Annotated in this window: 23 protein-coding genes; 11 read left to right on the top strand and 12 right to left on the bottom strand. The window is 72.8% G+C overall.

Features of this window, described 5'->3' with window-relative positions; translation table 11 throughout:
- The first annotated feature begins 27 nt into the window (after positions 1 to 27).
- The 6 genes from ABD126_RS24430 (at position 28) to ABD126_RS24405 (ending at position 6835) form a co-directional block, all read left to right on the top strand.
- Positions 28 to 720 (top strand): iron-dependent transcriptional repressor DtxR, encoded by a 693-nt coding sequence (locus ABD126_RS24430; protein ID WP_343936222.1) that lies wholly within the window; start codon positions 28 to 30, stop codon positions 718 to 720.
- Complete coding sequence (gene galK, locus ABD126_RS24425) at positions 717 to 1889, top strand: galactokinase (protein ID WP_343936221.1); 1173 nt, start codon at positions 717 to 719, stop codon at positions 1887 to 1889. The genes ABD126_RS24430 and galK overlap by 4 nt, the downstream gene beginning before the upstream one ends.
- Before the next feature lie 18 nt (positions 1890 to 1907).
- Complete coding sequence (galE, locus tag ABD126_RS24420) at positions 1908 to 2873, top strand: UDP-glucose 4-epimerase GalE (protein WP_343936220.1); 966 nt, start codon at positions 1908 to 1910, stop codon at positions 2871 to 2873.
- Positions 2873 to 5098: a prolyl oligopeptidase family serine peptidase gene (locus ABD126_RS24415; protein WP_343936219.1), complete on the top strand. Its 2226-nt coding sequence runs from the start codon at positions 2873 to 2875 to the stop codon at positions 5096 to 5098. The genes galE and ABD126_RS24415 overlap by 1 nt, the downstream gene beginning before the upstream one ends.
- 178 nt (positions 5099 to 5276) lie before the next feature.
- Positions 5277 to 5684 (top strand): YciI family protein, encoded by a 408-nt coding sequence (locus ABD126_RS24410; protein WP_343936218.1) that lies wholly within the window; start codon positions 5277 to 5279, stop codon positions 5682 to 5684.
- Between the two features lie 5 nt (positions 5685 to 5689).
- Positions 5690 to 6835: an RNA polymerase sigma factor gene (locus ABD126_RS24405; protein WP_343936306.1), complete on the top strand. Its 1146-nt coding sequence runs from the start codon at positions 5690 to 5692 to the stop codon at positions 6833 to 6835.
- A gap of 180 nt (positions 6836 to 7015) precedes the next feature.
- Here the strand turns inward: ABD126_RS24405 and ABD126_RS24400 are convergent, their stop codons facing one another.
- From ABD126_RS24400 to ABD126_RS24390, 3 genes are all read right to left on the bottom strand, one after another.
- On the bottom strand, positions 7016 to 8044 hold the full coding sequence (locus ABD126_RS24400; protein ID WP_343936217.1) for a DUF4192 domain-containing protein: 1029 nt from the start codon (positions 8042 to 8044) through the stop codon (positions 7016 to 7018).
- A gap of 198 nt (positions 8045 to 8242) precedes the next feature.
- Positions 8243 to 8995: a peptidoglycan DD-metalloendopeptidase family protein gene (locus ABD126_RS24395; RefSeq protein ID WP_343936216.1), complete on the bottom strand. Its 753-nt coding sequence runs from the start codon at positions 8993 to 8995 to the stop codon at positions 8243 to 8245.
- 93 nt (positions 8996 to 9088) lie between these two features.
- A complete protein-coding gene (locus ABD126_RS24390) occupies positions 9089 to 10930 on the bottom strand; it encodes a Xaa-Pro dipeptidyl-peptidase (RefSeq protein WP_343936215.1) in 1842 nt (613 codons plus the stop codon).
- 160 nt (positions 10931 to 11090) lie between these two features.
- Between ABD126_RS24390 and add the strand changes: the two genes are divergently transcribed.
- Positions 11091 to 12098, top strand: a complete 1008-nt coding sequence (add, locus tag ABD126_RS24385; RefSeq protein WP_343936214.1) for an adenosine deaminase — start codon at positions 11091 to 11093, stop codon at positions 12096 to 12098.
- On the opposite strand, the gene ABD126_RS24380 is transcribed toward add, so the two are convergent.
- Together ABD126_RS24380 and ABD126_RS24375 are read right to left on the bottom strand one after the other, a co-directional pair.
- On the bottom strand, positions 12073 to 13221 hold the full coding sequence (locus ABD126_RS24380) for an MFS transporter (RefSeq protein WP_343936213.1): 1149 nt from the start codon (positions 13219 to 13221) through the stop codon (positions 12073 to 12075). The genes add and ABD126_RS24380 overlap by 26 nt on opposite strands.
- Before the next feature lie 2 nt (positions 13222 to 13223).
- Positions 13224 to 14117 (bottom strand): alpha/beta hydrolase, encoded by an 894-nt coding sequence (locus ABD126_RS24375; protein WP_343936212.1) that lies wholly within the window; start codon positions 14115 to 14117, stop codon positions 13224 to 13226.
- A gap of 70 nt (positions 14118 to 14187) precedes the next feature.
- On the opposite strand from ABD126_RS24375, the gene ABD126_RS24370 reads away from it, so the two are divergent.
- Both ABD126_RS24370 and ABD126_RS24365 read left to right on the top strand, forming a co-directional pair.
- Positions 14188 to 15054, top strand: a complete 867-nt coding sequence (locus ABD126_RS24370; protein WP_343936211.1) for a LysR family transcriptional regulator — start codon at positions 14188 to 14190, stop codon at positions 15052 to 15054.
- On the top strand, positions 15051 to 16316 hold the full coding sequence (locus ABD126_RS24365) for a 6-phospho-beta-glucosidase (protein WP_343936210.1): 1266 nt from the start codon (positions 15051 to 15053) through the stop codon (positions 16314 to 16316). The genes ABD126_RS24370 and ABD126_RS24365 overlap by 4 nt, the downstream gene beginning before the upstream one ends.
- Here ABD126_RS24365 and ABD126_RS24360 read toward each other — a convergent pair.
- From ABD126_RS24360 to ABD126_RS24350, 3 genes are read right to left on the bottom strand one after another with little or no spacing between them, the layout of a single operon-like run.
- On the bottom strand, positions 16304 to 16936 hold the full coding sequence (locus ABD126_RS24360; RefSeq protein ID WP_343936209.1) for an endonuclease V: 633 nt from the start codon (positions 16934 to 16936) through the stop codon (positions 16304 to 16306). The genes ABD126_RS24365 and ABD126_RS24360 overlap by 13 nt on opposite strands.
- On the bottom strand, positions 16933 to 17871 hold the full coding sequence (locus tag ABD126_RS24355; RefSeq protein WP_343936208.1) for a DUF3500 domain-containing protein: 939 nt from the start codon (positions 17869 to 17871) through the stop codon (positions 16933 to 16935). Before ABD126_RS24355 ends, ABD126_RS24360 begins: the two co-directional genes overlap by 4 nt.
- Positions 17871 to 18629, bottom strand: a complete 759-nt coding sequence (locus tag ABD126_RS24350) for a Tat pathway signal sequence domain protein (RefSeq protein ID WP_343936207.1) — start codon at positions 18627 to 18629, stop codon at positions 17871 to 17873. Before ABD126_RS24350 ends, ABD126_RS24355 begins: the two co-directional genes overlap by 1 nt.
- Before the next feature lie 63 nt (positions 18630 to 18692).
- On the opposite strand from ABD126_RS24350, the gene ABD126_RS24345 reads away from it, so the two are divergent.
- Complete coding sequence (locus ABD126_RS24345) at positions 18693 to 19916, top strand: MFS transporter (RefSeq protein ID WP_343936206.1); 1224 nt, start codon at positions 18693 to 18695, stop codon at positions 19914 to 19916.
- A gap of 31 nt (positions 19917 to 19947) precedes the next feature.
- Here ABD126_RS24345 and ABD126_RS24340 read toward each other — a convergent pair whose 3' ends face one another.
- A complete protein-coding gene (locus tag ABD126_RS24340) occupies positions 19948 to 20598 on the bottom strand; it encodes a maleylpyruvate isomerase family mycothiol-dependent enzyme (RefSeq protein ID WP_343936205.1) in 651 nt (216 codons plus the stop codon).
- Positions 20599 to 20680: 82 nt separating this feature from the next.
- On the opposite strand from ABD126_RS24340, the gene ABD126_RS24335 reads away from it, so the two are divergent.
- On the top strand, positions 20681 to 21208 hold the full coding sequence (locus ABD126_RS24335) for a CGNR zinc finger domain-containing protein (RefSeq protein ID WP_343936204.1): 528 nt from the start codon (positions 20681 to 20683) through the stop codon (positions 21206 to 21208).
- Between the two features lie 76 nt (positions 21209 to 21284).
- Here the strand turns inward: ABD126_RS24335 and ABD126_RS24330 are convergent, their stop codons facing one another.
- From ABD126_RS24330 to ABD126_RS24320, 3 genes are read right to left on the bottom strand one after another with little or no spacing between them, the layout of a single operon-like run.
- Entirely contained in the window at positions 21285 to 21713 is a 429-nt protein-coding gene (locus ABD126_RS24330) for a CBS domain-containing protein (RefSeq protein ID WP_343936203.1), read from the bottom strand.
- A gap of 47 nt (positions 21714 to 21760) precedes the next feature.
- The gene (locus ABD126_RS24325; RefSeq protein WP_343936202.1) at positions 21761 to 23053 is read right to left on the bottom strand and encodes an MFS transporter; all 1293 of its coding nucleotides are present in this window, start codon (positions 23051 to 23053) and stop codon (positions 21761 to 21763) included.
- Positions 23050 to 23583, bottom strand: a complete 534-nt coding sequence (locus ABD126_RS24320; RefSeq protein WP_343936201.1) for an NADPH-dependent FMN reductase — start codon at positions 23581 to 23583, stop codon at positions 23050 to 23052. Before ABD126_RS24320 ends, ABD126_RS24325 begins: the two co-directional genes overlap by 4 nt.
- Between the last annotated feature and the right edge of the window lie 33 nt (positions 23584 to 23616).

The raw sequence follows: 23616 nt of genomic DNA, 5'->3' as shown, positions 1-23616 counted from the left end.
ATTGGCACCATACGAAGGGGAGCGGGTGTGAACGACCTCATCGACACCACGGAGATGTACCTCCGCACGATCTACGAGCTCGAAGAAGAGGGCGTCGTGCCGTTGCGCGCCCGCATCGCCGAGCGGCTCGGCCAGAGCGGTCCCACGGTGAGCCAGACCGTGGGGCGGATGGAGCGCGACGGCCTGGTCGTCGTCGCCGACGACCGCCACCTGGAGCTGACCGAGCAGGGCCGGAGCCTGGCCATCGCGGTCATGCGCAAGCACCGGCTCGCCGAGCGCCTCCTGGTCGACATCATCGGCCTGGAGTGGGAGCACGTGCACAGCGAGGCGTGCCGCTGGGAGCACGTCATGAGCGAGGCCGTCGAGCGCAAGCTGGTCAAGCTCCTGGGCAACCCCACCACCTCCCCGTACGGCAACCCCATCCCCGGCCTGGACAAGCTGGGCGACGGCGACCCGGCCCCGCCGGCGGAGTCCGACCTGGTCCGCGTGGACGAGGTGGCCCGGCGCGGCGGCGGTCGCGTCGAGGTGCGGCGGATCGCCGAGCACGTGCAGCTCGACCCGGACCTGATGGCCGAGCTGAAGGCGGCGGGCGTGGTGCCGGGCGGCACGGTGGACGTCGACTCGATGGGCGGCGCGAAGGTGGTGCAGGTCCGCGGCAACGGCACGACGGCCGAGCTCGACCCGTCCGTGGCGCACGCGGTCCTGGTGCAGGCCAGGTGAGCCTGGGGCGGGAGAAGCAGGCACGGCGGGCCGCGGCGGCGTTCGGCCGCCTGCACGGCGCCGCCCCGCGCGGTGTGTGGTCGGCGCCCGGTCGGGTCAACCTGATCGGCGAGCACACCGACTACAACGACGGGTTCGTGCTGCCCTTCGCCCTGCCCAACCGCACGGCCGTGGCCGCGTCCCCGCGCGCCGACGGCCTGCTGACCGTGGCCACCCTCGGCGACGACGGCGGCGTGCAGCGCGCCGAGCCGGTCGAGGTGGCCGCGCTGGAGCCCGGCGCGGTGACCGGGTGGGCCGCGTACCCGGCGGGAGTCGCCTGGGTGCTGCGCGGACACGGCGTCACCTCCGGCGCGGACCTGGTGATCGCGGGTGACGTGCCCGCCGGCGCGGGGCTGTCGTCCTCGCACGCGCTGGAGTGCGCGGTGGCCCTGGCCCTGCTGGGGCTGGCCGGGGTGCCCGAGGACCGGCCGGAGATCGCCCGCTGGGTGCAGCGGGCGGAGAACGACTTCGTGGGCGCGCCGACCGGTCTGCTGGACCAGACCGCGTCGCTGCTGTGCACCGAGGCGCACGTGCTGTTCCTGGACGTGCGGTCGGGCAAGGCCGAGCAGGTGCCGTTCGACGCGGCGGCGTCCGGCCTGGAAGTGCTCGTGATCGACACCCGCGCCCACCACTCCAACCTCGACGGCGGCTACGGCGCGCGCCGGGCGGGCTGCGAGGAGGCGGCGGCGCTGCTGGGCGTGCCCGCGCTGCGGGACGCGGGCCCCGCGGACGTGGACCGCCTGCCGGACCGGCTCAAGCCGTTGGCGCGGCACGTGGTGGCGGAGAACGAGCGCGTGCTGCGCTCGGTGGACGTGCTGCGCGCGGGCGGCATGGCGGAACTGGGGCCGCTGCTGACCGCGTCGCACGAGAGCCTGCGCGACGACTACCGGGTGTCCTGCCCGGAACTGGACGTCGCGGTGGACGCCGCGCTGGCCGCGGGCGCCCTGGGCGCCCGGATGGTCGGCGGCGGGTTCGGCGGTTCGGCGATCGCGCTGACGCCCGTCGAACGGCACGACGAGGTGGTGCGGACCGTGCTCGCGGCGTACGCGCGGCGCGGCTGGACCGCCCCGAGGACCTTCCCGGCGGTGCCCTCGGCGGGCGCGGGCCGGGACGATTTCACGGACGAGTAGAGGAAAGCGGGGATCACGGTGAAGCTGCTCGTGACGGGCGGTGCCGGGTACGTCGGCAGCGTGTGCGCGGCTCGACTGGTCGAGGCGGGTCACGAGGTGGTCGTGCTCGACGACCTGTCGACCGGGCACGCCGACGCGGTCCCCGACGGGGTCCGGCTCATCGAGGGCGACATCAACGACGTCATCGGCGAGGTGCTGGCCGAGGGCTTCGACGGCGTCCTGCACTTCGCGGCCAAGTCGCTGGTCGGCGAGTCCATGCAGGACCCGGCGAAGTACTGGCACGGCAACGTCGGCACGGCGCTGACGCTGCTGGACGCGATGCTGGAGCACGGCACCCCGCGACTGGTGTTCTCCTCGACCGCGGCCTGCTACGGCGAGCCGGACGAGGTGCCGATCCCGGAGACCGCGCCGACCCGGCCGACCAACACCTACGGCGCGACCAAGCTCGCGATCGACCACGCGATCACGGGGTACGCGGCGGCGCACGGCCTGGCGGCGGTGTCCCTGCGGTACTTCAACGTCGCCGGCGCGTACGGCCGGTTCGGCGAGCGGCACGCCACCGAGACGCACCTGATCCCGATCGTGCTGCAGGTCGCGTCGGGGACGCGGGAGAAGGTCGCCATGTACGGCGACGACTACCCGACCGAGGACGGCACGTGCGTGCGCGACTACATCCACGTGGTGGACCTCGCGGACGCGCACGTGAAGGCGATCGGCGCGGCGACGGCGGGCGAGCACCGGATCTACAACCTGGGCAACGGTTTCGGCTTCACGGTCAAGCAGGTCGTCGAGGCCTGCCGCGAGGTGACCGGCCACGAGATCCCGGCCGACGTCGCGCCGCGCCGCGCGGGCGACCCGGCGGTGCTGGTGGCCTCCAGCGAGAAGGCGCGCACCGAGCTGGGCTGGAAGCCGGAGCGGGTGGACCTGGCCGGCATCGTGCGCGACGCGTGGGAGTTCACCCGGTCCCGGTCGCAGGGGGCCTGATGGGCGCGGCGATCGCAGCGGAGGACTTCGCCGACCTGACCGCCTACACCCGGATGCCCAGGGTCGGGTCGCTGGCCCTGTCCCCCGACGGCACGCGCCTGGTCGCGGTCGTGGCGGACCTGGCCCCGGACGGCAAGACGTGGCAGGGCGCGCTGTGGGAGATCGACCCCACCGGCACCCGCCCGGCCCGCCGCCTGACGCGCGGCGCGAAGGGCGAGTCGAACCCGGTGTTCACGCCGTCGGGTGATCTTCTCTTCCTTTCGGGTAGGCCGGACCAGCAAGCGAAGCCGAACGACCCGGGGTCCACGAAGGACAAGACGGCGCTGTGGCTGCTGCCGCCGGTGGGTGAGGCGCGGGAGCTGTTCCGCCCGGCGGGCGGCGTGGACCGGGTCGTGGTGGCCGGCGAGTCGGGCACGCTGCTGCTGACGGCGGGCGCCCACCCGGGCGGCGCGTTCACCGAGGACGCGAAGCTGCGCAAGGCCCGCGAGGACGCGGGCGTGACGGCGATCCTGCACGAGTCCTACCCGGTCCGGTACTGGGACGCCGACCTCGGCCCCGCCTACCCGCGCCTCCTGACCGGCACGCTGCCCGACGCGCACACGACGGCCCGCTCGGCCTCGGCGGCCGGCTCCACTGCGGCCGGCTCCACTGCGGCCGGCTCCACTGCGGCCGGCTCCACTGCGGCCGGCTCCACGGCGGCGGCCGGCCTGGGCTCGGCGGCCGGTTCCACTGTGGCCGGTTCTACTGTGGCCGGTGTGGCCGGTGTGGCCGGTTCCGCGGATTCCGCCGGCGAGCGCCTCGATCCCGCCGCGCTGGTCGACCTCACGCCCGAGTCGGCGGCGCGCCTGGACGACGCCGCCGTGATCAGCCCCGACGGCCGGTGGGTCGTGCACACCGAGCGGGTCGAGGTCAGCGCGTCCTACGGCGCTCGGGTCCGGTTGCGGTTGGTCGCCGCCGACGGGTCGTCCAGCCGCGTGTTGGCCGACCGGGACGGGCACTCGTTCGGCCAGGTCGCGTTCCTGCCCGACTCGTCGGGCGTGGTCGCGGTGCGCGCGCTGGACTCCACCGGTGACCGGACGTGGCGCAACGCCCTGGTGCGGATCTCCCTGGAGGGCGAGGTCGCCGAGTTGCTGCCGGACTTCGTGGAGGAGGTCGAGCACCCGGTCGTCGCGCCGGACGGCACGGCCGTCTACTTCACCGCCGCGCAGCGGGGTCACCAGCCGGTCTTCCGGCTCGACCTGGCGTCCGGCGAGGTGGTCCGGCTGACCGCGTCGGGCGCGTACAGCGAGGTCATCGTGGGTCGGGACCACGTCTACGCGTTGCGCAGCGCGTGGGACCACCCGCCGCGGCCGGTTCGCCTGGACCTGACGGGCGCGGACCAGCACCCGGTCGCGTTGCCCGCGCCCGGTGCCGTGGAGTCGCTGCCCGGCACGCTGACCGAGGTCTCGACCGTCGTGGAGGACGGCCGGACCGTGCGGGCGTGGCTGGTGCTGCCGACGGGCTGCTCGGCGGACAACCCCGCGCCGCTGCTGCTGTGGGTGCACGGCGGTCCGATCATGAGCTGGAACGCCTGGAGCTGGCGGTGGAACCCGTGGCTGATGGCCGCGCGCGGGTACGCCGTGCTGCTGCCCGACCCGGCGCTGTCGCTCGGGTACGGCCAGGAGTTCATCCAGGCCGGCTGGGGCAGTTGGGGCGCCAAGCCCTACACCGACCTGATGGCGATCACCGACGTGGCCGTGCGGCGGCCGGACGTCGACGACAGCCGGACCGCCGCGATGGGCGGCTCGTTCGGCGGGTACATGTCGAACTGGATCGCCACCCAGACCGACCGGTTCAAGGCGATCGTGACGCACGCGTCGCTGTGGCACCTCGACGCGTTCACCGGCACCACGGACAGCTCCTACTACTGGATCCGCGAGGTCGGCGACCCGCAGCGCGACGACGAGCGGGTGCGCGCGAACTCACCGCACCTGCGCGTCGCCGACATCAAGACGCCGATGCTGGTGATCCACGGCGACAAGGACTACCGGGTGCCGGTCGGGGAGGGCCAGCGGCTGTTCTTCGACCTGGTGCGGCACGGGGTGCCGGCGAAGTTCCTGTACTTCCCGACCGAGAACCACTGGATCCTGACGCCGGGCAACACCAAGGTCTGGTACGAGACCGTGTTCGCGTTCCTGGCCGAACACGTGCTCGGCGAGCCCTGGAAGCGCCCCGAGCTGCTCTGACGTCCGCGGTCGCGCCCGCGCCACGCCACCCGGGGCGTGGCGCGGGCGCGCTCGTCCGCGGGTCCGGCTCGATCCCGTCGAAAAAATCTTCGGCGGTGATGTCGAGATCCGGTGCGCCGCTCCGTCCCAGAGGTGAACGCGACCACAATGGGTCGCGAGGACACCGAGGAGAACGACGATGGCCAAGTACCTGCTGCTCAAGCACTACCGCGGCGCTCCGGCGGCGGTCAACGACGTCCCGATGGAGAAGTGGACGCCGGAGGAGATCTCCGCGCACGTGCGGTACATGAGCGACTTCGCCGCTCGGCTGGAGCAGACCGGCGAGTTCGTCGACGGGCAGGCCCTCGCCCCCGAGGGGACCTGGGTCCGCTACGACGGCGAGGGTCGCCCGCCGGTGACCGACGGCCCGTTCGCCGAGACGAAGGACCTCATCGCCGGCTGGATGGTCATCGACGTGGACAGCTACGAGCGCGCGGTCGAGCTGGCCGGGGAGCTGTCGGCCGCCCCCGGCGCCGGCGGCAAGCCGATCCACGAGTGGCTCGAACTGCGCCCCTTCTACGCCTCCCCTCCCACCATCACCGAGTGACCTCGATGGACGAGTCCCTGCTGCGCAGCCTCACCCCGGCCGTGCTCGCGATCCTCGTCCGCCGCGGAGCCGACTTCGCGGCGGCCGAGGACGCGGTGCAGGACGCCCTGGTCGAGGCCGTCCGCGTGTGGCCGGCCGACCCGCCCCTGGACCCCAAGGGCTGGCTGGTCACCGCGGCGTGGCGCAAGTTCCTCGACGCCACCCGGGCCGACACCGCCCGCCGCCGCCGCGAGGACGCGGTGGAGGAGGAACCCCCACCCGGCCCCGCGCCCGCCGTGGACGACACGTTGCAGTTGTACTTCCTGTGCGCTCACCCCTCCCTGACCCCGTCGTCGGCGGTCGCGCTGACCCTGCGCGCCGTCGGCGGCCTCACCACCCGCCAGATCGCCCAGGCGTACCTGGTGCCCGAGGCGACCATGGCGCAGCGGATCAGCCGCGCGAAGCGGACGGTCGCCGGCGTCCGCTTCGACCAGCCCGGCGACGTGGCCACCGTGCTGCGCGTGCTCTACCTGGTCTTCAACGAGGGCTACTCGGGCGACGTGGACCTGGCCGCCGAGGCCATCCGCCTGACCAGGCAGCTGGCCGCGGCGATCGACCACCCGGAGGTGGCCGGGCTGCTGGCGCTGATGCTCCTGCACCACGCCCGCCGGGGCACGAGAACCGCCGCGGACGGCTCCCTGGTCCCGCTGGCCGCCCAGGACCGCACCCGTTGGGACACGGGCCTGATCGCCGAGGGCGTGCGGGTGCTCCAAGCGGCCCTGGCCCGCGACCGCCTGGGCGAGTTCCAAGCCCAGGCGGCCATCGCCGCCCTGCACGCCGACGCCCGGACGGCCGAGGAGACCGACTGGGTGCAGATCGTCGAGTGGTACGACGAGCTGGTCCGCCTGACCGACAGCCCGGTGGCCCGCCTCAACCGCGCCGTGGCCATCGGCGAGGCAGACGGCCCGCAGGCGGGCCTGGCCGCCCTGGCGCCCTTGGACACCTCTCTCCCCCGCCACACCGCGGTGGCGGCTCACCTGCACGAACGAGCCGGCGACCTGACGACGGCGGCCCACCTCTACACCGAGGCCGCCCACAAGGCCCCGAACCTGGCCGAACGAGCCCACCTGACCCGCCAAGCCGCCCGCCTCAACGCCCTCCGCCCGGAGTGAGGGGCGGAACCGAACCGCTGGGAAGCCGCCCAGGGCTGAGGGAGACGGCCGCCAGGCCACGCCAACCGCCGAGCCGGCCGCCTGTGGTGACGGCGGCGTGGCGGTGGGGGCGGCCGTGGGTGGGCGACCGGCGGTTGTGCGACCGGCGGTTGTGCGATTTCGGCGGTTCCCTGCCCGGTGTCAGATGCGCTCGGGGAAGGGCAGGTCGGCTGCTCGTTCTGCCAGTTGGCGGACTGTGCCGGGTGGCATTCCGTTGTCCAGCGCCATTCTCAGGAGGCGGGCCAGGCGGTGGCCCGGTTGCGCCTCCTGGGCCCTGTCCAAGGCTATTGCCGCATAAGCCCCGTCTCCTCTGATGTACGCCGAGAAAGCGAGCAGGGTCGCCGGCTCGGCGCGTTCCGGCAACGGTGTGGCTCGGGTCAGTTCCGCCCACAGTGCCTCCGCCGACCGCGCGTGCTCGCCCACGGCGTACGCCAGGCTGGCGTCGCGGACCAGCAGGTCGGACAGGGCGAACGCCAGGGCCGCCACCTCGGAGTCGGTCAGCGGGCGTTTCCGGGTTCCCGCCCGCACCACCTCCGCCTGGACCAGCGCCCGGTGGCGCAGGGACGTGGCCGGGTCGTCGTAGGAAGTCGCCTCCGCTTCGGCCACCAGGCGGTCCAGGGCGGCGGAGCGGCGGGTCAGGGCGGGTTCCGGGTCCGGGGTCAGGGTGTTGGCCAGGGTTTCGCGGTCGGGGTAGGTGATCATGCCGCGGGACACGGCGAGCGCGGCCAGGGGCGTGGCGGACGGGTCCGGGACGGTGCCCTCGTCGCCCAGGTCGTGGTAGTTGAACCACGGGGCGTCGCAGGCGGTGGCCGGGGTCCAGATCGCGCACGCCACCGGCACACCCACGTAGGCCAGCGCGGCTTCCACGTGCGCTACCAGGTGTTCGCGGGGCAGTCGTTCGGGTGGGTCGCCGCTGCCGCCGCCCACCACGAAGGCGACCACCCGGCGGCGGTTCGGGTACTGCAACAGCGGCGCGGCCAGGTGGCGGGCGACCCTGCGGTCGTCGTGCGGTGGGGGTATGTCGGCGCGCAGGGTTTGTTCCACCGCCTGGCCGACCAGGACCACCAGCACGACCGAGTCGGTCGGGTGGAAACCGATCAGGTGGGGCAGTGCTGCGATCAATTCGCCCGGGGAACGGACATCGCCGGCCAAGTTCACTGAAGTCGTCATGTGATCGACTCTGGCCGGCCGGAAACCGGAAAGCGAGGAGGGAGGATTGGCCTGTGGACAACTTCGGCTTGTCACCCGAAAGGGACCACGAAAGGGCCACGGGAGCGGTCGCAAAGGGGTGGAGGAAGCAAATGCTGCGCAAAGCTAAGCCGCCCCGGCGTGTTCAGAGTGCCGGGGCGGCTTAGAGGGAGTGAAGGGTCAGCAGTCTGGGGCTACTCGGCCGTCAGAGCCGGTGTAGACGTAAGCGTCCGAGATGTAGCCCGAACCGATGTGGTCCCACAGGTTGGTGGTGCCGTACGTCCCGGTGATCGACTCGCCCACCGCCTGGCACCGGATGGTCACCGTGGCGCCGTCCGCCACCGAACCGACGGACGCGTAGTTCGTGCCCGGCCCCGACCGGACGGTCAGCGACGAGCCGCTGGTGTTGACCGTCCCGGTCGCCCCGCTGCACGAGTTGCGGCTGGTGTAGCTGCGCGTCCCCCAGTAGTACGCCTGGGAGCCGTTGAACACGATCTTCACGTCCGCACCGTTGAGCCGCTGCTCGTAGTGCAGGTGCGGCCCGGTGGAACCGCCGGTCGAGCCGACGTTGCCGATCTGCTGCCCGATCCGCACGGTCTGCCCCACGGACACCCGCTGCGCGGACAGGTGCGCGTACCGGGTCCGCCACCCGCTGCCGTGGTCGATCTCGATCCACCGGCCGTAGCTGACGCTGCCCTCGTTCGCCACCCTGGTCACGGTGCCGCCCGCGGACGCCACGACCGGGTCACCGTCATCACCGGAACGGTTGAAGTCGATCGAGTTGGGCGGGCTGTGGTTGGTCCGGGTCTGCCCCTCCCAGACCTGCCCGCACGGGAACGGCAACTGGAAGGCCGGAGCCGCCACGGCCTCGCCCGCGGTGAGGGCGAGGCCGAAGAGCGGCGCGACGAGGGCGGTGACTAAGACGCGGCGCATCTGCCAACCTCCTTGACGACTGGGTGTGGTGATCGGACCACGCCCAGCCGTCAAGTGGAAGACTCACCAGCTAGACAGTTCGTGAATTACTTCCTAACCAACCGAACGGCGCAACGCCTCCCGCCCGCCGACCACGGGGAGTTCCACCGAGGTCGCCGTCAGGTCGATCGACAGCCCCGCACCCGGCTTGGGCCGCAAGGTGTAGTCGTAGTCGCTGGACAGCAGCACGAACTCGACCTTGTGACCGGCCTTCACCACGTAGTCCTGCGGCTCCAGCTCCACCTCCACCCGGTACGTGTGACCAGGGGCGATGGGCTTGGTCCGGGACGGGCTCACCCGGTTCTGCGGGTCGGTCCACCCGCGGGTGATGATGTGGCTCGTGCCGTCCGGCGCGCGGTCCACCAGCAGCGCGGTCACGTTGGCCGCCGGCCGGTCGAACGAGATCGCCAGGTTCACCCGCGCGACACCCGAAAGGCGCAGATCGGTCGCCGTTTGAGACGTCGCGTACGACAGGCGGTTACCGGAACTGGACAGGTCCACCAGGTCGTCGGCGAGCTTGGACGAGTCGTCGCGCAGCGATTCCACCACCGCGTGCCCCGGGACGGACTCCGACCGCAGCGCCCCCTTGGCCGAACCGCCGGCCCACGGGAACAGCCGCGCCGACGCGGTGCCCGGAGCGGGCCACTCGGCCTCGTCCACCCACGACTTGTCCTCGCGCTGGATGGTCGACTTCGGCTCCTTCTCGATGCCGTTGTCGATGCCGTACAGGTAGTGCGAGAACCACCGGTTGATCGTGCGCCGCCACTCGGCCGAGCGCAGCGTGTCGGGGTCGGTGTGCCCGGACTGGTGCAGCCAGATCTTGTGCTCGACGCCGTGCTTCTTCAGCGCCTCGTACCACTGGTGCACGTGCTTGACCTTGACGTTCCAGTCGCTCAGGCCGTGCACGGCGAGCACCGCGGCCTTGACCTTGGCGGCGTCCTTGACGTAGTTCCGCTCGTCCCAGAACGCGCTGTAGTCGCCGGTCACGCGGTCCTGCTTGCGGGCGATCTCGGCGATCACCGGCTTGCAGATCTCGCGGTCGGCCCGCGTGTAGACGTACTCCGCGAGCACGTCGAGGTCTTCGCCCTGGAACGTCCCGGGCGCCACCACGGCGCCGTCGGCGCGGTAGTAGTCGTACCAGCTGGAGATCGCCGCGATCGGCACGATCGCCTTCAGGCCCTCGACACCGGTGGACGCCACGGCGTTGGGCAGGGTCCCGTTGTAGGACACGCCCATCATCGCGGTGTTGCCGGTGGTCCAGGTCGCCTTCACGTCCGCGCCGGCGGCGTTGCGGGCCGTCGCACGGCCGTTGAGCCAGTCCACGACCGCCTTGGACCCGATGGTCTCGTTGACCCCACCCGAGGTCGGGCAGCCCGACGACTTGCCGGTGCCCAACGACTCCGCGTACACCATCGCGAAGCCGCGCGAGATGAAGTAGTCCTCGTACCGGCCCGACCGGATGGGACCGGCGTTGGGCCCGACCGCGGCGGCGATGCGCTCGTCCGCCTGCGCCTTGAGCAGCGACCCGTCCCGCTTGTCGTAGCCGCCGTGCCGGTTGGGCACGTACAGCTCGACGTCGACGTTGTGGTTGGCCACGTCGTTGCCGCCGGAGAAGTACGGGCTGTTGAAGAACACCACGGGGACCTTCAGCCCCCGGTCGGTGGCCTTCTGGCGCACCACCTCGGTGTAGACCTCGTCGTCCCGCCCGTCTCGGTCGCTGTCGACCGGCGCGCGGACCCACACGCTCTCCTTGACCACGTCCTTCGGGTCGAAGACGGGTTGCGCCTCGCCGTCCTTGAAGACCGGGCCTTCCGCGGCCGAAGCGACCACGGGCAGCGTTCCCAGGGGCAGCGTCACCAGAGCCGCGAGCACCGCGGCTCTCCGAACACCCTTCACGGCAGTTCCCCCATCATGTCCACGACAGGTTTTGCGCAGACCTTTCCCCTGAGGCGCAAGACGTGTCAAGTAGGCGTCAAGTCCACTGTGGACAACCACGCGACACCCGACGATCGGCGGCTTGACCAGCGCCGACCGGGTGTGCAGACTCGCCCGGGCCATGCGTGAATTCATCGCCGCGCTGCCCAAGGTGGAGCTGCACGTCCACCTCGTCGGGTCAGCCTCCCCCGACACCGTCCTCACCCTGGCCCGCAGGCACCCGCACCGGGGCGTGCCCACCGACGAGGCCGACCTGCGCGCGTTCTACGAGTTCACCGACTTCACCCACTTCATCGACGTGTACGCCAAGGTCAACGACCTGGTGACCACCGGCGACGACGTGGCCGCCCTGGTGGTCGGGCTGGCCGAGGAGCAGGCGCGGCGCAACGTCCGCTACGCCGAGGTGACCGTCAGCGCGACCAGCCACCTGCGGGCCGGCATCGCGCCCGACGAGCTGGACGAGGCGCTGACGTCGAGCCGGGCGGAGGCGTGGGCGAAGCACGGCGTCGAACTGGCGTGGGTGTTCGACGTTCCCGGCACGTGGGATCGGGACTTCGGGGTGACCAGCGCCCGCTACGCCGTCGACCACCGCCCGCCGGGCACGGTCGGGTTCGGCCTGGGCGGCGCCGAGTCCGACGCGCCGCGCCGGGCGTTCCGGGAGGCGTTCGCCATCGCCCGGGACGCCGGGCTGCGCAGCGTGCCGCACGCGGGCGAGACGACCGGTCCGGACCAGATCTGGGAGGCCCTGCGCGACCTGGGCGCGGAGCGGATCGGCCACGGCACCGCCGCCGTGCGCGACCCGGAGCTGCTGGCCCACCTGCGCGACAACGGGATCGTGCTGGAGGTGTGCCCGACGTCGAACCTGCGCACCGCCGCCGTGGGCCGGATCGAGGACCACCCGCTGCCCCGGCTGCTGGAAGCCGGGGTGCCGGTGACCCTCGCCACCGACGACCCCGGCATGTTCCACACCGACCTCAACGCCGAGTACCTGCTGTGCCACGAGCGGTTCGGCCTGGGCCGGAGCGAGCTGGCCGACCTCGCCCGCGCGGGCGTGCACGCCGGCTTCGCCTCCCCGGAGCTCAAGGCCGAACTCCTCGCCGCGATCACCGCAGTGGAACAGGGGTCCTGACCCGGCCGCCCGCCACCGCCACGCCCAGCGCCGCCACCGCCATCAGCGCGGCGACCCAGTTCGGCGCGGTGTAGCCGAACCCGGCGTCGATGGCGACGCCGCCCAGCCACGCGCCCGCCGCGTTGCCCAGGTTGAACGCGGCGATGTTCGCCGCCGAGGCCAACGCGGGCGCGCCCTCGGCCTGCTGGAGCACCCGGCTCTGCAACGGGGCCACGGTCGCGAACCCGGCCACGCCCAGCAGGCCGATGGTCACCGCGCCCAGCACCTGCGACTGCGCGGTGAACACGAACACCGCCAGCACCACCGCCAGCACGGCCAGGATCGCGTACAGGCTGGGCATCAGGCTGCGGTCCGCCGCCCGGCCGCCGAGCACGTTGCCCACGCACAGCCCGGCCCCGAACAGCACCAGCAGCCACGTCACCGCGCCCGGCGAGAACCCGGCGACCTCGGTCATCATCGGCGCGATGTAGGTGAAGGACGCGAACACCGCCCCGAACCCGAGCGCCGTCGTGCCCAGCGCCAGCCACACCCCCGGCCGGCGGAACACCTCCAGCTCACCGCGCAACCCGTCCGACGCCGGCTGCGGCGGGACCAGCACCAGGATGCCGACCAGACCCACCACGCCCAGCGCGGTCACCGCCCAGAACGTGGACCGCCAGCCGAACTCCTGCCCCAACGCGGTGCCCATCGGCACGCCCAGCACGTTGGCCACGGTCAGGCCGGTGAACATCAGCGCGATCGCCCGCGCCTGCCGGTCCGGCGCGACCAACCCGGACGCCACCACCGCGCCCACGCCGAAGAACGCCCCGTGGCACAACGCCGCCACGACCCGCCCGAGCATCAGCAACGGGTAGCTGTCGGCCACCGCGCACAGCAGGTTGCCGAGGATGAACAACACCATCAGCCCGACGAGCAAACGCTTGCGCGGCACCCGCGAGCCCAACGCCGTGATCAGCGGAGCGCCCACGACGACGCTCAGCGCGTACCCCGACACCAGCAGGCCGGCGGCCGGGATGGACACCTGGAGGTCGGCCGCCACCTGCGGCAGCAGCCCGACGATGACGAACTCGGTGGTGCCGATGCCGAACGCGCCGATGGCCAGCGCGACGAGTGCGAGGGGCATCGCTACCGCTCCCCCAGCCAGTCGGCCAGTTCCGCCAGCAGCACGCGGTACTCGTCCAGCACGCCGTCCATCAGCAGGAACGCGTGGATCGTGCCCGTGAACCCGCGCAGCCGCACCGGGACGCCGGCCGCTTGGAGCTCGCGCGCGTACCGCTCGCCGTCCGTGCGGACCGGGTCGTGCTCGGCGGTGGCGACGAACGTGGGCGGCAGGCCGGTGAAGTCGGTGGCGCGCAGCGGGGCGGCTTCGGCGGTGGCCTCGCGGTCGCCCAGGTACTGCCGCCAGAACCAGCGCATGCCTTCGCGCTCCAGACCGAAGCCGCGGGCGTTGTCCACGTAGGACTCGGTCTCGAAGTCGGTGTCCAGCGGCGGGTAGACCAGGACCTGGAACTTGAGGCGGTCCTTGAACTCGTGCGCGAGCACGGCCGCCAGGGTGCCGCCCGCGCTGTCGCCCATGATGCCGAGGCTCTCGACGTTCAACTCCTCCGCGTGGTCCAGGAACCACTCGGTGGCGGCGCGGCAGTCGTCCAGCGGCACGGGGAACGGGTGTTCCGGGGCCTTCTGGTAGTTGACGGCGAGGACGGCGTGCCCGGTGGCGTTGGCCAGGGCGCGCAGGGCCACGTCGTAGACCTCCAGGTTGAGGATGACGAACCCGCTGCCGTGCAGGAACACGATGCCGGGGAAGGGACCTTCGCCGGTCTCCGGGTAGTAGACGCGGGCGGGCAGGTCGGCGGTCGGGCCGGGGATGAAGAGGTGCTCCACCCGAGCCGGCTCCTTGGGCCCCTGGAGTTCCAGGTACCCGAGGCCGGCCTGGCGCGCTTCGAACGCGGTGAGGGTCTCCAGGGGTGCCGCGCCGGCGGTCTTGTCGAGGACGGCGCGGGCTTGGTCGTTCAGTGCCATGATCCGATCGTGCGCGGGTGTCACCCATAAGTCCAAGGCATAGATCTACTGGTCGATATAAACTGCGTTCATGACTCTGCGGCAGTTCGAGTACCTGGTGACGGTCGTGGACGAAGGGTCCTTCACGCGGGCCGCCGAGCTGCTGCACGTCACCCAGCCGGCGCTGTCGCACCAGATCAGGGCGTTGGAGAAGGCGGTGGGCACGCCGTTGCTGGACCGGCTGCCGCGCACGGTGCGGCTCACGCCGGCGGGTCGCGCGTGGCTGCCGTTCGCGCGGCAGGCGCTCGCCGACGCCGAGCGGGCGTTGACGGCGGCGCGGCGGGCCGGCGGCCTGGAGTGCGGCGAGCTGCACGTGGCCACGCTGTACTCGTTGACGCTGGGCGTGCTGCCGCCGGTGTTGCGGGCGTGGCGGGCGCGGCACCCGGACGTGCGGATCAGGCTGTTCGAGCACCGGCACACCGACGAGTTGCGCGAGGCGATGACCGAGGGGCAGGCGGACGTGGCGATCGGGCCGGAGCCGCCGGGCTGGCCGGGGTTCACCCACCCGCTCGGGGTGGAGGAGTTCGTGGTCGTGGTGCCGGCGGACAGCGGGTTGACCTCGCCGGTGGACCTGCGGGTGTTCGCCGACGAGGGCTGGGTGCACTACGCGCCGGGCAACGGGCTCGCGGACCTGGTGGACGCGGCGTGCCGGGAGCGCGGGTTCCAGCCGTGGGCGGCGGTGCGGACCGAGCAGACGGCGGCGGCGCCCGTGCTGGCGGCGGCGGGCCTGGGGCCGGCGCTGGTGCCGCGCAACGTGCTGCCGGAGCGGTTCGACGGGGTGGTGCTGCGGGTGGACCCGCCGGTGCGGCGCACGCTGGTCGCGTACGGCCACAAGGAGCCGGACCCGCTCACCCGGGCGTTCATCGGGTTGCTCGGCGAGGCAGGATGTGCGCTGTGAGGCTCGTGGTCCTGGGCGGTGGCGGGTTCCGGGTGCCTCTGGTGCACCGGGCGCTGGTGGGCGACGGTCTCGTGGACGAGTTGGTGCTGCACGACGTGGACGCGGCGCGGCTGGCCCGGGTGCGGGAGGTGTTGGGGCGGCCTCCGGCCCCCGGTTCCATCGTCCCACGCGGTACCGACAGTTCCGGGCCGCGCGTGTCGGCGACGACCGATCTGGACGAGGCGTTGCGGGGTGCGGACTTCGTGTTCTCCGCGATCCGGGTCGGCGGGTTGGCCGGGCGGGCGATCGACGAGCAGGTCGCGCACGCGCACGGGGTGTTGGGGCAGGAGACCGTCGGCGCGGGCGGGATCGCTTACGGGTTGCGGACCGTTCCGGTGGCGCGGGAGATCGCCCGGCGGGTCGCCGAGGTCGCGCCGCAGGCGTGGGTCGTCAACTTCACCAACCCCGCCGGGCTGGTGACCGAGGCGATGGCCGCGCACCTCGGTGACCGGGTGATCGGGATCTGCGACTCCCCCTACGGCCTGTGCCGGCGGGTGGCGCGGGCGTTGGGCGTCGAGGACGCCCGGTTCGACTACGCCGGGCTGAACCACCTCGGTTGGTTGCAAGGCGTGCACGTCGAGCGGGAGGACCTGTTGCCCCGCCTGTTGGCCGACGACGACGCGTTGCGGTCGTTCGAGGAAGGGCGACTGTTCGGGTCCGAGTGGTTGCGGGCGTTGGGGGTCATTCCCAACGAGTACCTGCACTACTACTACGACACGCGTGACGCCCTGGGTGACGACCGGGGCGCGTTTCTGCTGGCGCAGCAACAGCGCTTCTACAACGGTGAAGTCGACTGGGAGACCACCCGGCTCGAACGGGAAGCCACCTACATGAAGCAGGAGCGCGACTCGTTGGAAGGCGGCGGGTACGAGCATGTCGCCTTGATGCTCATGCGCGCCATCGCCAACGACGAGCGTGCCGACCTGATCCTCAACGTCCGCAACCGAGGCACCTTGTCCACAGTGGACTCCGAGGCGGTCGTTGAGGTGCCGTGCACGGTTGACCAGGGCGGTGCGCGGCCGAACGCGGTCAGCCCGTTGCCCGGTCACGCCGCCGGTCTGGTGCAGACGGTCAAGGCGATCGACCGGCTGGTCCTCGAAGGCACCTACCCGGCCGCGCTCGCGGCGTTCGGCCTGCACCCGCTCGTGGACTCCACCAAGACCGCGAAGAGCCTCCTGGACACCTACCTCGACCGCCACCCGGAGCTGGCCTACCTCAGGTGAGCCCGCCCCAGGGCGTCCGCCCGCCGCGTGGTCTCCGGCAACCGCACCTCGCACAGCCGCAACACCTCGGCGCACGCCCGGTCCAGGTCGATCCGGTGCCCCACGGACACGAACACCGGCTTCACCCCGGTCCGCGTCCGCAACGCCCGGCCCACCACCTCGCCGTCGTCCACCAGGTCGGTCCACGCGCCGCGCTCGTCCGAGGGCAGGTCGAACGTGCCCATCGGCGTCTTGGCCACCCCGACGCTGGGCAGGTCGGTCAGCACCCCGATGTGGCAGGCCAACCCGAACCGCCGGGGATGCGCCAAGCCCTGCCCGTCGCACACCAGCAGGTCCGGCCGCACGGTCAACCGGTCCAGCGCGGCCAGCAACGTCGGCAGCTCGCGGAAGGCGAACAGCCCCGGCACGTACGGGAAGTCGGCGACACCGGCCACCACCGCCGTGTCCACGGTCTCCAGCGTCGCCGCGTCGAGCACCACGACTGCCCCGACCACCCGGTCGTCGTCGGCGTAGGCGACGTCGAGCCCGGCGACGTGCCGCACGGTGAACCCCGGATCGGTCTCCGCACGCACGAAAGACCGCAGCCGCTCCTGTCCGGCGACCGCCTCCTCCGGCGTCACTCGTGCCTCACCGCCGCCCGGTGCGCGGCCAGCAGGTCGTCGCCGAAGTCGCCGGACCGCCTGCGCCACACCGAGTGCGCGTGGTTGGCGTCGTTGGCCGTGTTGTCGTACTCGATGAGCAGGTCCGGCCCCTGCACGCGGTAGTAGTGGCCGGCGCCGCGCGACGCCGAGCCCTGCCACGCGAAGTGCAGGCGCTCCAGGTCGAGCTGGTCGAACTCCTCGTCGGCCAGGTCGCTGTGCAGGCGGTCGAGGTAGTAGCGCACCAGCCCGACCAGCAGGCCCCGGGACGCCCGGTCCAGCTGCGCCGGCGTGACGCCCTGCGGCTCGATGTCGCCGACGTGCGGCGAGTTGCCCGTGTAGAGGTCGGGTGGCGGGCGGTCGGACACGACGGCGAGGCCGCGGGCCGTGCGGCCCATGCGGTCGAGCAGTTCGCGGGCGAGTTCCTCCTCCAGCCGCAGGGGCTGCGCGACGGTCCGGCCCCGGTAAGTCACCCGCGCCGGGTTCGCGCCCAGGAAGAACGGCGTCGCCGACACGCGCCCGTCGGCCACCACCACGCTCACCGACAGGTGGTGCCCCTCGACGCGCCAGCCCCACGGCTCGTCCGAGCCCGGTTCGCCGAGCAGGACGGTCCAGTAGTCGCCCTGGTGCCGGTCGCGCCGCCCGGCCTCGCGGTCGTCCAGCACGTCCTCCAACGCCATCACCGCCGCCGCCTGCGCGTAGGCGTGCGGGCTGAGCACGCAGGCCAACAGCCCGTGCACGGCCTTGCGCTGGGCGCGGTCGAGATCGCCGAGGACCAGCCCGGGACGTGGTCCGGGCGTGTAGGCCCAGCTGCGGCGCAGGTCGTCGTCGGTGACGTCCCGCACCGCCGCCGCGCGCTGCCCCTCGTCCAGCAGGTCGAACAGCCGGCGGGTGGCCTCGGCGATCTCGTGCAGCATCACTCGAACTTATCCGCCGCCAGGTTCCGCAGCAGCAGGTGGCAGTTCTTCAGCGACCCGGAGGTGTCGCCCAACGACCGGTAGATGCCCCACTTCGGGCGCAACCGGTCGCCCAGCCAGGTGTCCACGCCGGTGCGGGTCTTGTCCAGCACGGTCGTGCCGCCGCTGCGCACCACCCACCGGACGCGGCCGGACGTGCCGTCGCCGACGCGGATCTCCACCGAAGTGTCGATCCACCTGTCGTGCAGCGGCGCCAGGTCGGTGTTGCCGACCAGCACGTTGCCCTCGACCACCTTGAACTCGATCTTCTGCACGCCGTTGGTGCGGCGCAACGACATCACGGTGACGGGCGCGGACCCGACACCGGGCATCTTGGTCTGCATGATGTGCGTGAACGTGGTCGTCGCCTGCAACGAGCCGGGGATGAACATCGAGTACGTGAAGCGCCACGTCTCGCCCTGGTAGAGGTTGACGTTCGCGCCGTTGGTGCGCATGCCCGCGACCTCGTTGCGCTGCCGGTCGGTGGACGTGTCGCGGTCCACCGTGTGCATGTCGAACCGGTAGTCGCTGCCCTGCGTGTAGATGTGCTGGACGCCGGGGTGCGAGTCCGCGCGGTCGTCCTCGATGCTCTCGAACGCGCTCAAGCCGCCCTGAGCGGACCACTTGCGCCGCCACGTGGCCGCGTGCGCCACTCCACCCCCGATGAGCAGCGGCGACGCCGCGATGCCTGCCAGCACTGAACGACGGGTCGGTGCCACGTCGTCTCCTTCCGCCACGAAACCACGCGGCGGTCCGGCAAGCTTGTGGCCTGAGGGGGCGAGTTGACAAGAGCATTCCTGCGGTTCTGGGCCGCCGACACGGTGTCGCTGGTCGGCACGCACATCACGACGCTGGCGCTGGCCGTCCTGGCGATGGACGACCTGGCCGCGTCAGAGTTCGAGGTGGGGCTGCTGCGGGCCATGCCGTGGGTGCCGTACCTGCTGTTCGGCCTGCTGGCGGGCGTCGTGGTGGACCGGTACCGGCGGTGGCCGATCCTGGTCGGCGCGGACCTGGCGCGCTTCGCCGTGCTGGGCCTGGCGCCGGTGCTGCACGCGGTCGGCGCGCTGACCCTGCCGGTGCTGTTCGCGCTGGTCGCGGTGTTCGGGACGCTGTCGCTGGGGTACGACGCGGCGCACCAGTCGTTCCTGCCGAAGCTCGTGCCGGCGACCTGGCTGACCACCGCCAACGCCCGCATGGAGCAGACCCGGGCGACGGCGCAGACGGCCGGGCCGACCCTGGCGGGCGTGCTGGTCACGGCCGTCGGCGCGCCGCTGGCGATCCTCGTGGACGCGGTGTCCTACCTGCTGTCGGGCCTGGTGCTGGCCACCATCCGCGTCAAGGAGGAGGTCGTGCCGCCCGAACGCCGGAACCTGCGGCGCGAGCTGCGCGAAGGGCTGGCGTGGGTGTACCGGCACCCGGTGCTGCGGCCGATGGCGGTCACCGGGCACATGTGGTTCCTGTTCGCCGGGCTGGCGGCGACGGTGTTCCTGGTGTTCGGGTACGAGGTGCTGGGGTTCTCGGCGTTCGAGCTGGGCATCGCGTTCGCGGTGGGCGGGGTCGGCACGGTCGTCGGCGCGTCGCTGTCCAACCGGTTGGCGGTGCCGCTGGGCGGTCCGGGGCGGGTGATCTTGCTGGGCCAGTGGTCGACGCCGGTGGCCTACGCGCTGGTCCCGTTCGCGGACTCGACCGTGACCGGGCTGGTCCTGCTGTCGGCCGCGCAGCTCGTGTGGGGCTTCGGCGTGGGCGCGGGCAGCCCGCCGGAGATGGCCTACCGGCAGGCCATCACGCCCGACCACCTCCAGGGTCGGATGAACGCCACGATCCGCTCCTTGAACCGGGCCATGATCGTGGTGGGCGCGCCGCTGGGCGGCCTGCTGGCGGGCCTCTTCGACCACCGCACCGCGCTGTGGATCGCCGTGGCGGGCCTGGTGGTGCAGGCGGTGCTGATCACCCGGGTCCGCGCCATCCGGGACCTGGAGTTGCTCCCCGATCCGCCCGCCGCCTGACGTGGTGGGCGGCGCGGGGACGCCGGGGCTCCTACGGCCACGGGTCCAGCGCCGGTCGCGTCCCGCTGACCTCGCCCAGCGGCTCGCGCCCGGCCAGCCACACCACCAGGTCGGTCGCCTCGCCGCGCAGCTCGTGCGGCTCGCCCGCCCCGATCGTCCACTCGCGACCGGGCGACACCAGGGTCAGGCGGACGCCGTCGGGGACCCGAGCGGCCAGGAAGTCCACGGCGTGCTCGCAGAACGCGGGCGAGAAGGTGACCGGCCCGAGGCCGAGGTCGAACGCGTGGATCTCGACCTCCCGCCACACGGCGTGCGCGGTGTCCTCCAGCGTGCCGTCGCGGTAGGCCACGGGCGTCGACCAGTCGCGGACGCCGGCCCAGGCCTCCTCCAGCCGCGTGACGGCCGCCGCGATCGCCGCCCGGTGCTCCGCCGCCGACCGCCCGGCCCGCTCCTCGATCGCCGCGTCCCGGGCCGCCCGGCCACCGGGGTAGGGCTCCAACTTGAGGCCCTCGTTCTCGGCCTGCCGGGCCATGGCTTCCGTGACGCCCGCGATGTGCGCCAGCACGTGCCCGCGCGTCCAGCCGGGCAGCACGGACGGTTCGCGGACCCGGTCGTCGGTCAGGTCGGCGACCAGCACGGCGAGCCGGCGGTGCGCGTCGAGCGCGTCCCCAGTGATCGTCACGGTTCCCCCTAATGGGATCGATGGCTTCAACCGTTAGGCAACCTAGCGGGTGAGGCCGCTGAAGTCCATTAGGATGGGGAGGATGAACCGCGCGCTGGAGTTCGCCGCCACGGTCCGGCACGACGGCCACGGCGGACTGGACGACACCCTGTCGTCGGTGGAGGCACTCGAAGCGTGGTCGGGCGTGCCCGCCACGGAAGAGTTGCTGCGCGCGGTCACCGACCTGAGGTGGGCCGTCCGCTCCCTGTTCGCGCACGCGGCGGAGGCCGGCACCCGCATCGACACCCCGTACCTGCGCCCGCTGGACGAGGCCCTGCGCACGGTCAACGCCGCCGCGGCCGCCGCCCCGAGGGCCGCCCAACTGCGGTGGGGCACCCCGCCGACGCTGCACCACGTGGACACGGCCGCGCCCGGCGACCGCCTCCTGGCCGACCTGGCCACGGCCGCGATCGAACTCCTGGCGGGCACCGAGCGCGACGACCTGCGCGCGTGCCCGTCCCCGCGCTGCATCCGCTACTTCGTGCGCACCCACCCCAAGCAGCAGTGGTGCAAACCGTCGTGCGGCAACCGGGCCCGCGTCAGCCGCCACTACCACCGCACCCGCGACTAGCGGCGCCACACGACGCCCCCGCACGCCCACCGCACGCGACCGGCGGCGTCACGCGGGACGCGACGCCGCCGGTCGGTCAGCCCTGGACGATGTAGGCCGTGAGCTGGTCCTGGTCTTCTTCGAGTTGGCTGATCCGGCTCTTCACCACGTCACCGATGCTGACGATGCCGACCAGCCCACCGTCGGCCACCACCGGCACGTGCCGGATGCGGCGTTCGGTCATCAGCACCGACAGGCTCTCCACCGAGTCCTTCGGGGAGCAGGTGAACACCTCGGGCGTCATGATGTCCTCGACCGGCGAGTCCAGCAGCGCCGGGCCGCGGTCGTGCAGCCTGCGCACGACGTCCCGTTCGGACACGATCCCCGCGATGCCGTCCGGTCCGACGACGACCATCGCGCCCACGTTGTGCTCGGCGAGGGCGGCCACCAGCTCCGCCACCGTCGCTCTGGTCCCGACCGTCGCGACGGCCGAGCCCTTGGTCCGCAGGACGTCAGCGATCCTCATGTGGCGCCTCCCTGATCCCGGCCAGATCCGGTGCTACCCACCTCAGGCTAGTTCGCCCGGCGCTCCAGCGGCAGATCATCCGCCCGATGGGACCACCGCAGTTGTGCGGCCGACGCGGTGATGCCCAGCGCCGTGACCACCAGCAACGCCACGACCGTGGGGGTGAACGCTCCGATCGCCGCGCCGAGCGCCGGCCCGGCGGAGAACCCGAGGGTGCGCAGCAGGGAGGTCAGGCCGCCGGACGTGCCGACCAGGTCCGGCGGGGTCTCGGCGAGGATCGCGGCGGCGTTCGGGCCGGCGAACAGGCCGTGGCCGACGCCGAGCACCGCCAGCCGCCAGACCAGGTCGGCGGTCGGGGTCGTGGCGTCCACGGGCAGCAGCAGCGCCGTGCCGACCAGGGCGACCACCGCCCCGACCGCCGCGACCGGCACCGCGCCGAACCGGTCCGCCAGCACGCCCGCGACCGGTGAGAACACGGCCATGCCCGCCGACATCGACAGCACCGCGAGCCCGATCACCACCGCGGGCCGGTCGGCGATCAGGTAGGGCACGACGAAGTTCAGCGCCGCTATGCCCACGATGATCAACGGCATCGCCGCCAGCGCCGGCCCCAGCCGGGGCCGGCGGAGCATGTCCCGCACCGGCCGCGCCTCCGGCAGCCGCAGCCACACCACGAGCGCCAGCACCGCCACCGGCGCCAGGTAGACGTGCACGAACAGCGCCGTCGCCCCGACGCCGACGACCGCCGCCTCCAGCAGCAGGCGCCGGCCCGGCCACGGCAGCCCCCGCTCCGAGCGCGGGATCGTCCGCAGCCCCACCAGCACCGCCACCAGCACCACCGGCACGTTGATCAGGAACACCGACCGCCAGCCGAACGTGTCGGTCAGCACCCCGCCCAGCGCCGGCCCCGCCACCCCGCTCACCGGGATCAGCGTCAGCACCAGGCTCATCGCCCGCCCCCGGTGCCGCGGGTGGACCGCCGCGCCGATCACCGGCATGGTCACCGCGCCGATCAACGCGCTGAACAGGCCCTGCACCGCCCGGCCCGCCAGCACCAGCCCGGCCGTCGGGGCCAGCGCGATCGCCAGGCTGGCCACCCCGAACCCGACGACCGACAGCAGGAACGCGGGCCGGTGCCCGGCGCGGTCCAGCCAGCGTCCGGCCGGGATGCTCAACGCGACCATCGGCAGGTTGTAGGCGTGCAGCACCCACTGGGTCACGGTCGGCCCCGCGCCCAGGTCCTCCCCCATCACCGGCAACGCCACCACGACGGCGGTCAGGTCCAGCGCGGCGAGCACCACCGACAGCGCCACCGCCAGCACGGCGCCCCAGCGGGTCATGCGCCCACCAGCGCCTTCAGCAGGTCGGCCAACGCGGTCCGCAGGTCGTGGTCGAGCAGCCGGCCGCGCTCGTCGAACCGGCGGACCGCGTCCCCCACCGCGACTTCGCCGGGCACCACCAGCGCGCCCGCGGCGGCCAGCACGCGGCGGGCGTCGGCCTGCGCGGTGACCGCGCCGCGCGGACCCGGGCTCGCCCCGATCACCCCGGCGGGCTTGCCGGTCAGCACACCGGCGCCGTACGGGCGGGACGCCCAATCGAGTGCGTTTTTCAGCTGTCCGGGAAGGGAGTTGTTGTACTCGGGAGTGGCGATGAGCACCGCACGCGTTTCGGCGACGGCCTTGCGCAGCCCGGTGACGGCTTCGCCCGGCGCCTCCTCGGCGTCCTCGTCGAACGGGGGCACGGCGGCCAGGTCGTCCCACACGGCCAGTTCCGCGCCGGGCGGCAGCTCGTGGCGGGCGGCGGCGAGGAGCCTGCGGTTGAACGACTCGCCGCGCAGGCTGCCCGCGATGCCCAGGATCGTGATCGTCATGCCCACGACGGTCGGTCTAAGGCGTCCGGCGGC

This window comes from Saccharothrix mutabilis subsp. mutabilis, assembly GCF_039521145.1.
Lineage (GTDB): Bacteria > Actinomycetota > Actinomycetes > Mycobacteriales > Pseudonocardiaceae > Actinosynnema > Actinosynnema mutabilis.
This window is presented reverse-complemented; position numbering and strand designations above follow the sequence as displayed.

Coding starts and splice junctions, on each gene's coding strand:
- ABD126_RS24415 (WP_343936219.1), top strand. CDS start 2,873: ATGGGCGCGGCGATCGCAGCGGAGGACTTCGCCGACCTGACCGCCTAC.
- ABD126_RS24410 (WP_343936218.1), top strand. CDS start 5,277: ATGGCCAAGTACCTGCTGCTCAAGCACTACCGCGGCGCTCCGGCGGCG.
- ABD126_RS24405 (WP_343936306.1), top strand. CDS start 5,690: ATGGACGAGTCCCTGCTGCGCAGCCTCACCCCGGCCGTGCTCGCGATC.
- ABD126_RS24400 (WP_343936217.1), bottom strand. CDS start 8,044: ATGACGACTTCAGTGAACTTGGCCGGCGATGTCCGTTCCCCGGGCGAA.
- ABD126_RS24395 (WP_343936216.1), bottom strand. CDS start 8,995: ATGCGCCGCGTCTTAGTCACCGCCCTCGTCGCGCCGCTCTTCGGCCTC.
- add (WP_343936214.1), top strand. CDS start 11,091: ATGCGTGAATTCATCGCCGCGCTGCCCAAGGTGGAGCTGCACGTCCAC.
- ABD126_RS24380 (WP_343936213.1), bottom strand. CDS start 13,221: ATGCCCCTCGCACTCGTCGCGCTGGCCATCGGCGCGTTCGGCATCGGC.
- ABD126_RS24375 (WP_343936212.1), bottom strand. CDS start 14,117: ATGGCACTGAACGACCAAGCCCGCGCCGTCCTCGACAAGACCGCCGGC.
- ABD126_RS24370 (WP_343936211.1), top strand. CDS start 14,188: ATGACTCTGCGGCAGTTCGAGTACCTGGTGACGGTCGTGGACGAAGGG.
- ABD126_RS24355 (WP_343936208.1), bottom strand. CDS start 17,871: ATGCTGCACGAGATCGCCGAGGCCACCCGCCGGCTGTTCGACCTGCTG.
- ABD126_RS24335 (WP_343936204.1), top strand. CDS start 20,681: ATGAACCGCGCGCTGGAGTTCGCCGCCACGGTCCGGCACGACGGCCAC.
- ABD126_RS24330 (WP_343936203.1), bottom strand. CDS start 21,713: ATGAGGATCGCTGACGTCCTGCGGACCAAGGGCTCGGCCGTCGCGACG.
- ABD126_RS24325 (WP_343936202.1), bottom strand. CDS start 23,053: ATGACCCGCTGGGGCGCCGTGCTGGCGGTGGCGCTGTCGGTGGTGCTC.
- ABD126_RS24320 (WP_343936201.1), bottom strand. CDS start 23,583: ATGACGATCACGATCCTGGGCATCGCGGGCAGCCTGCGCGGCGAGTCG.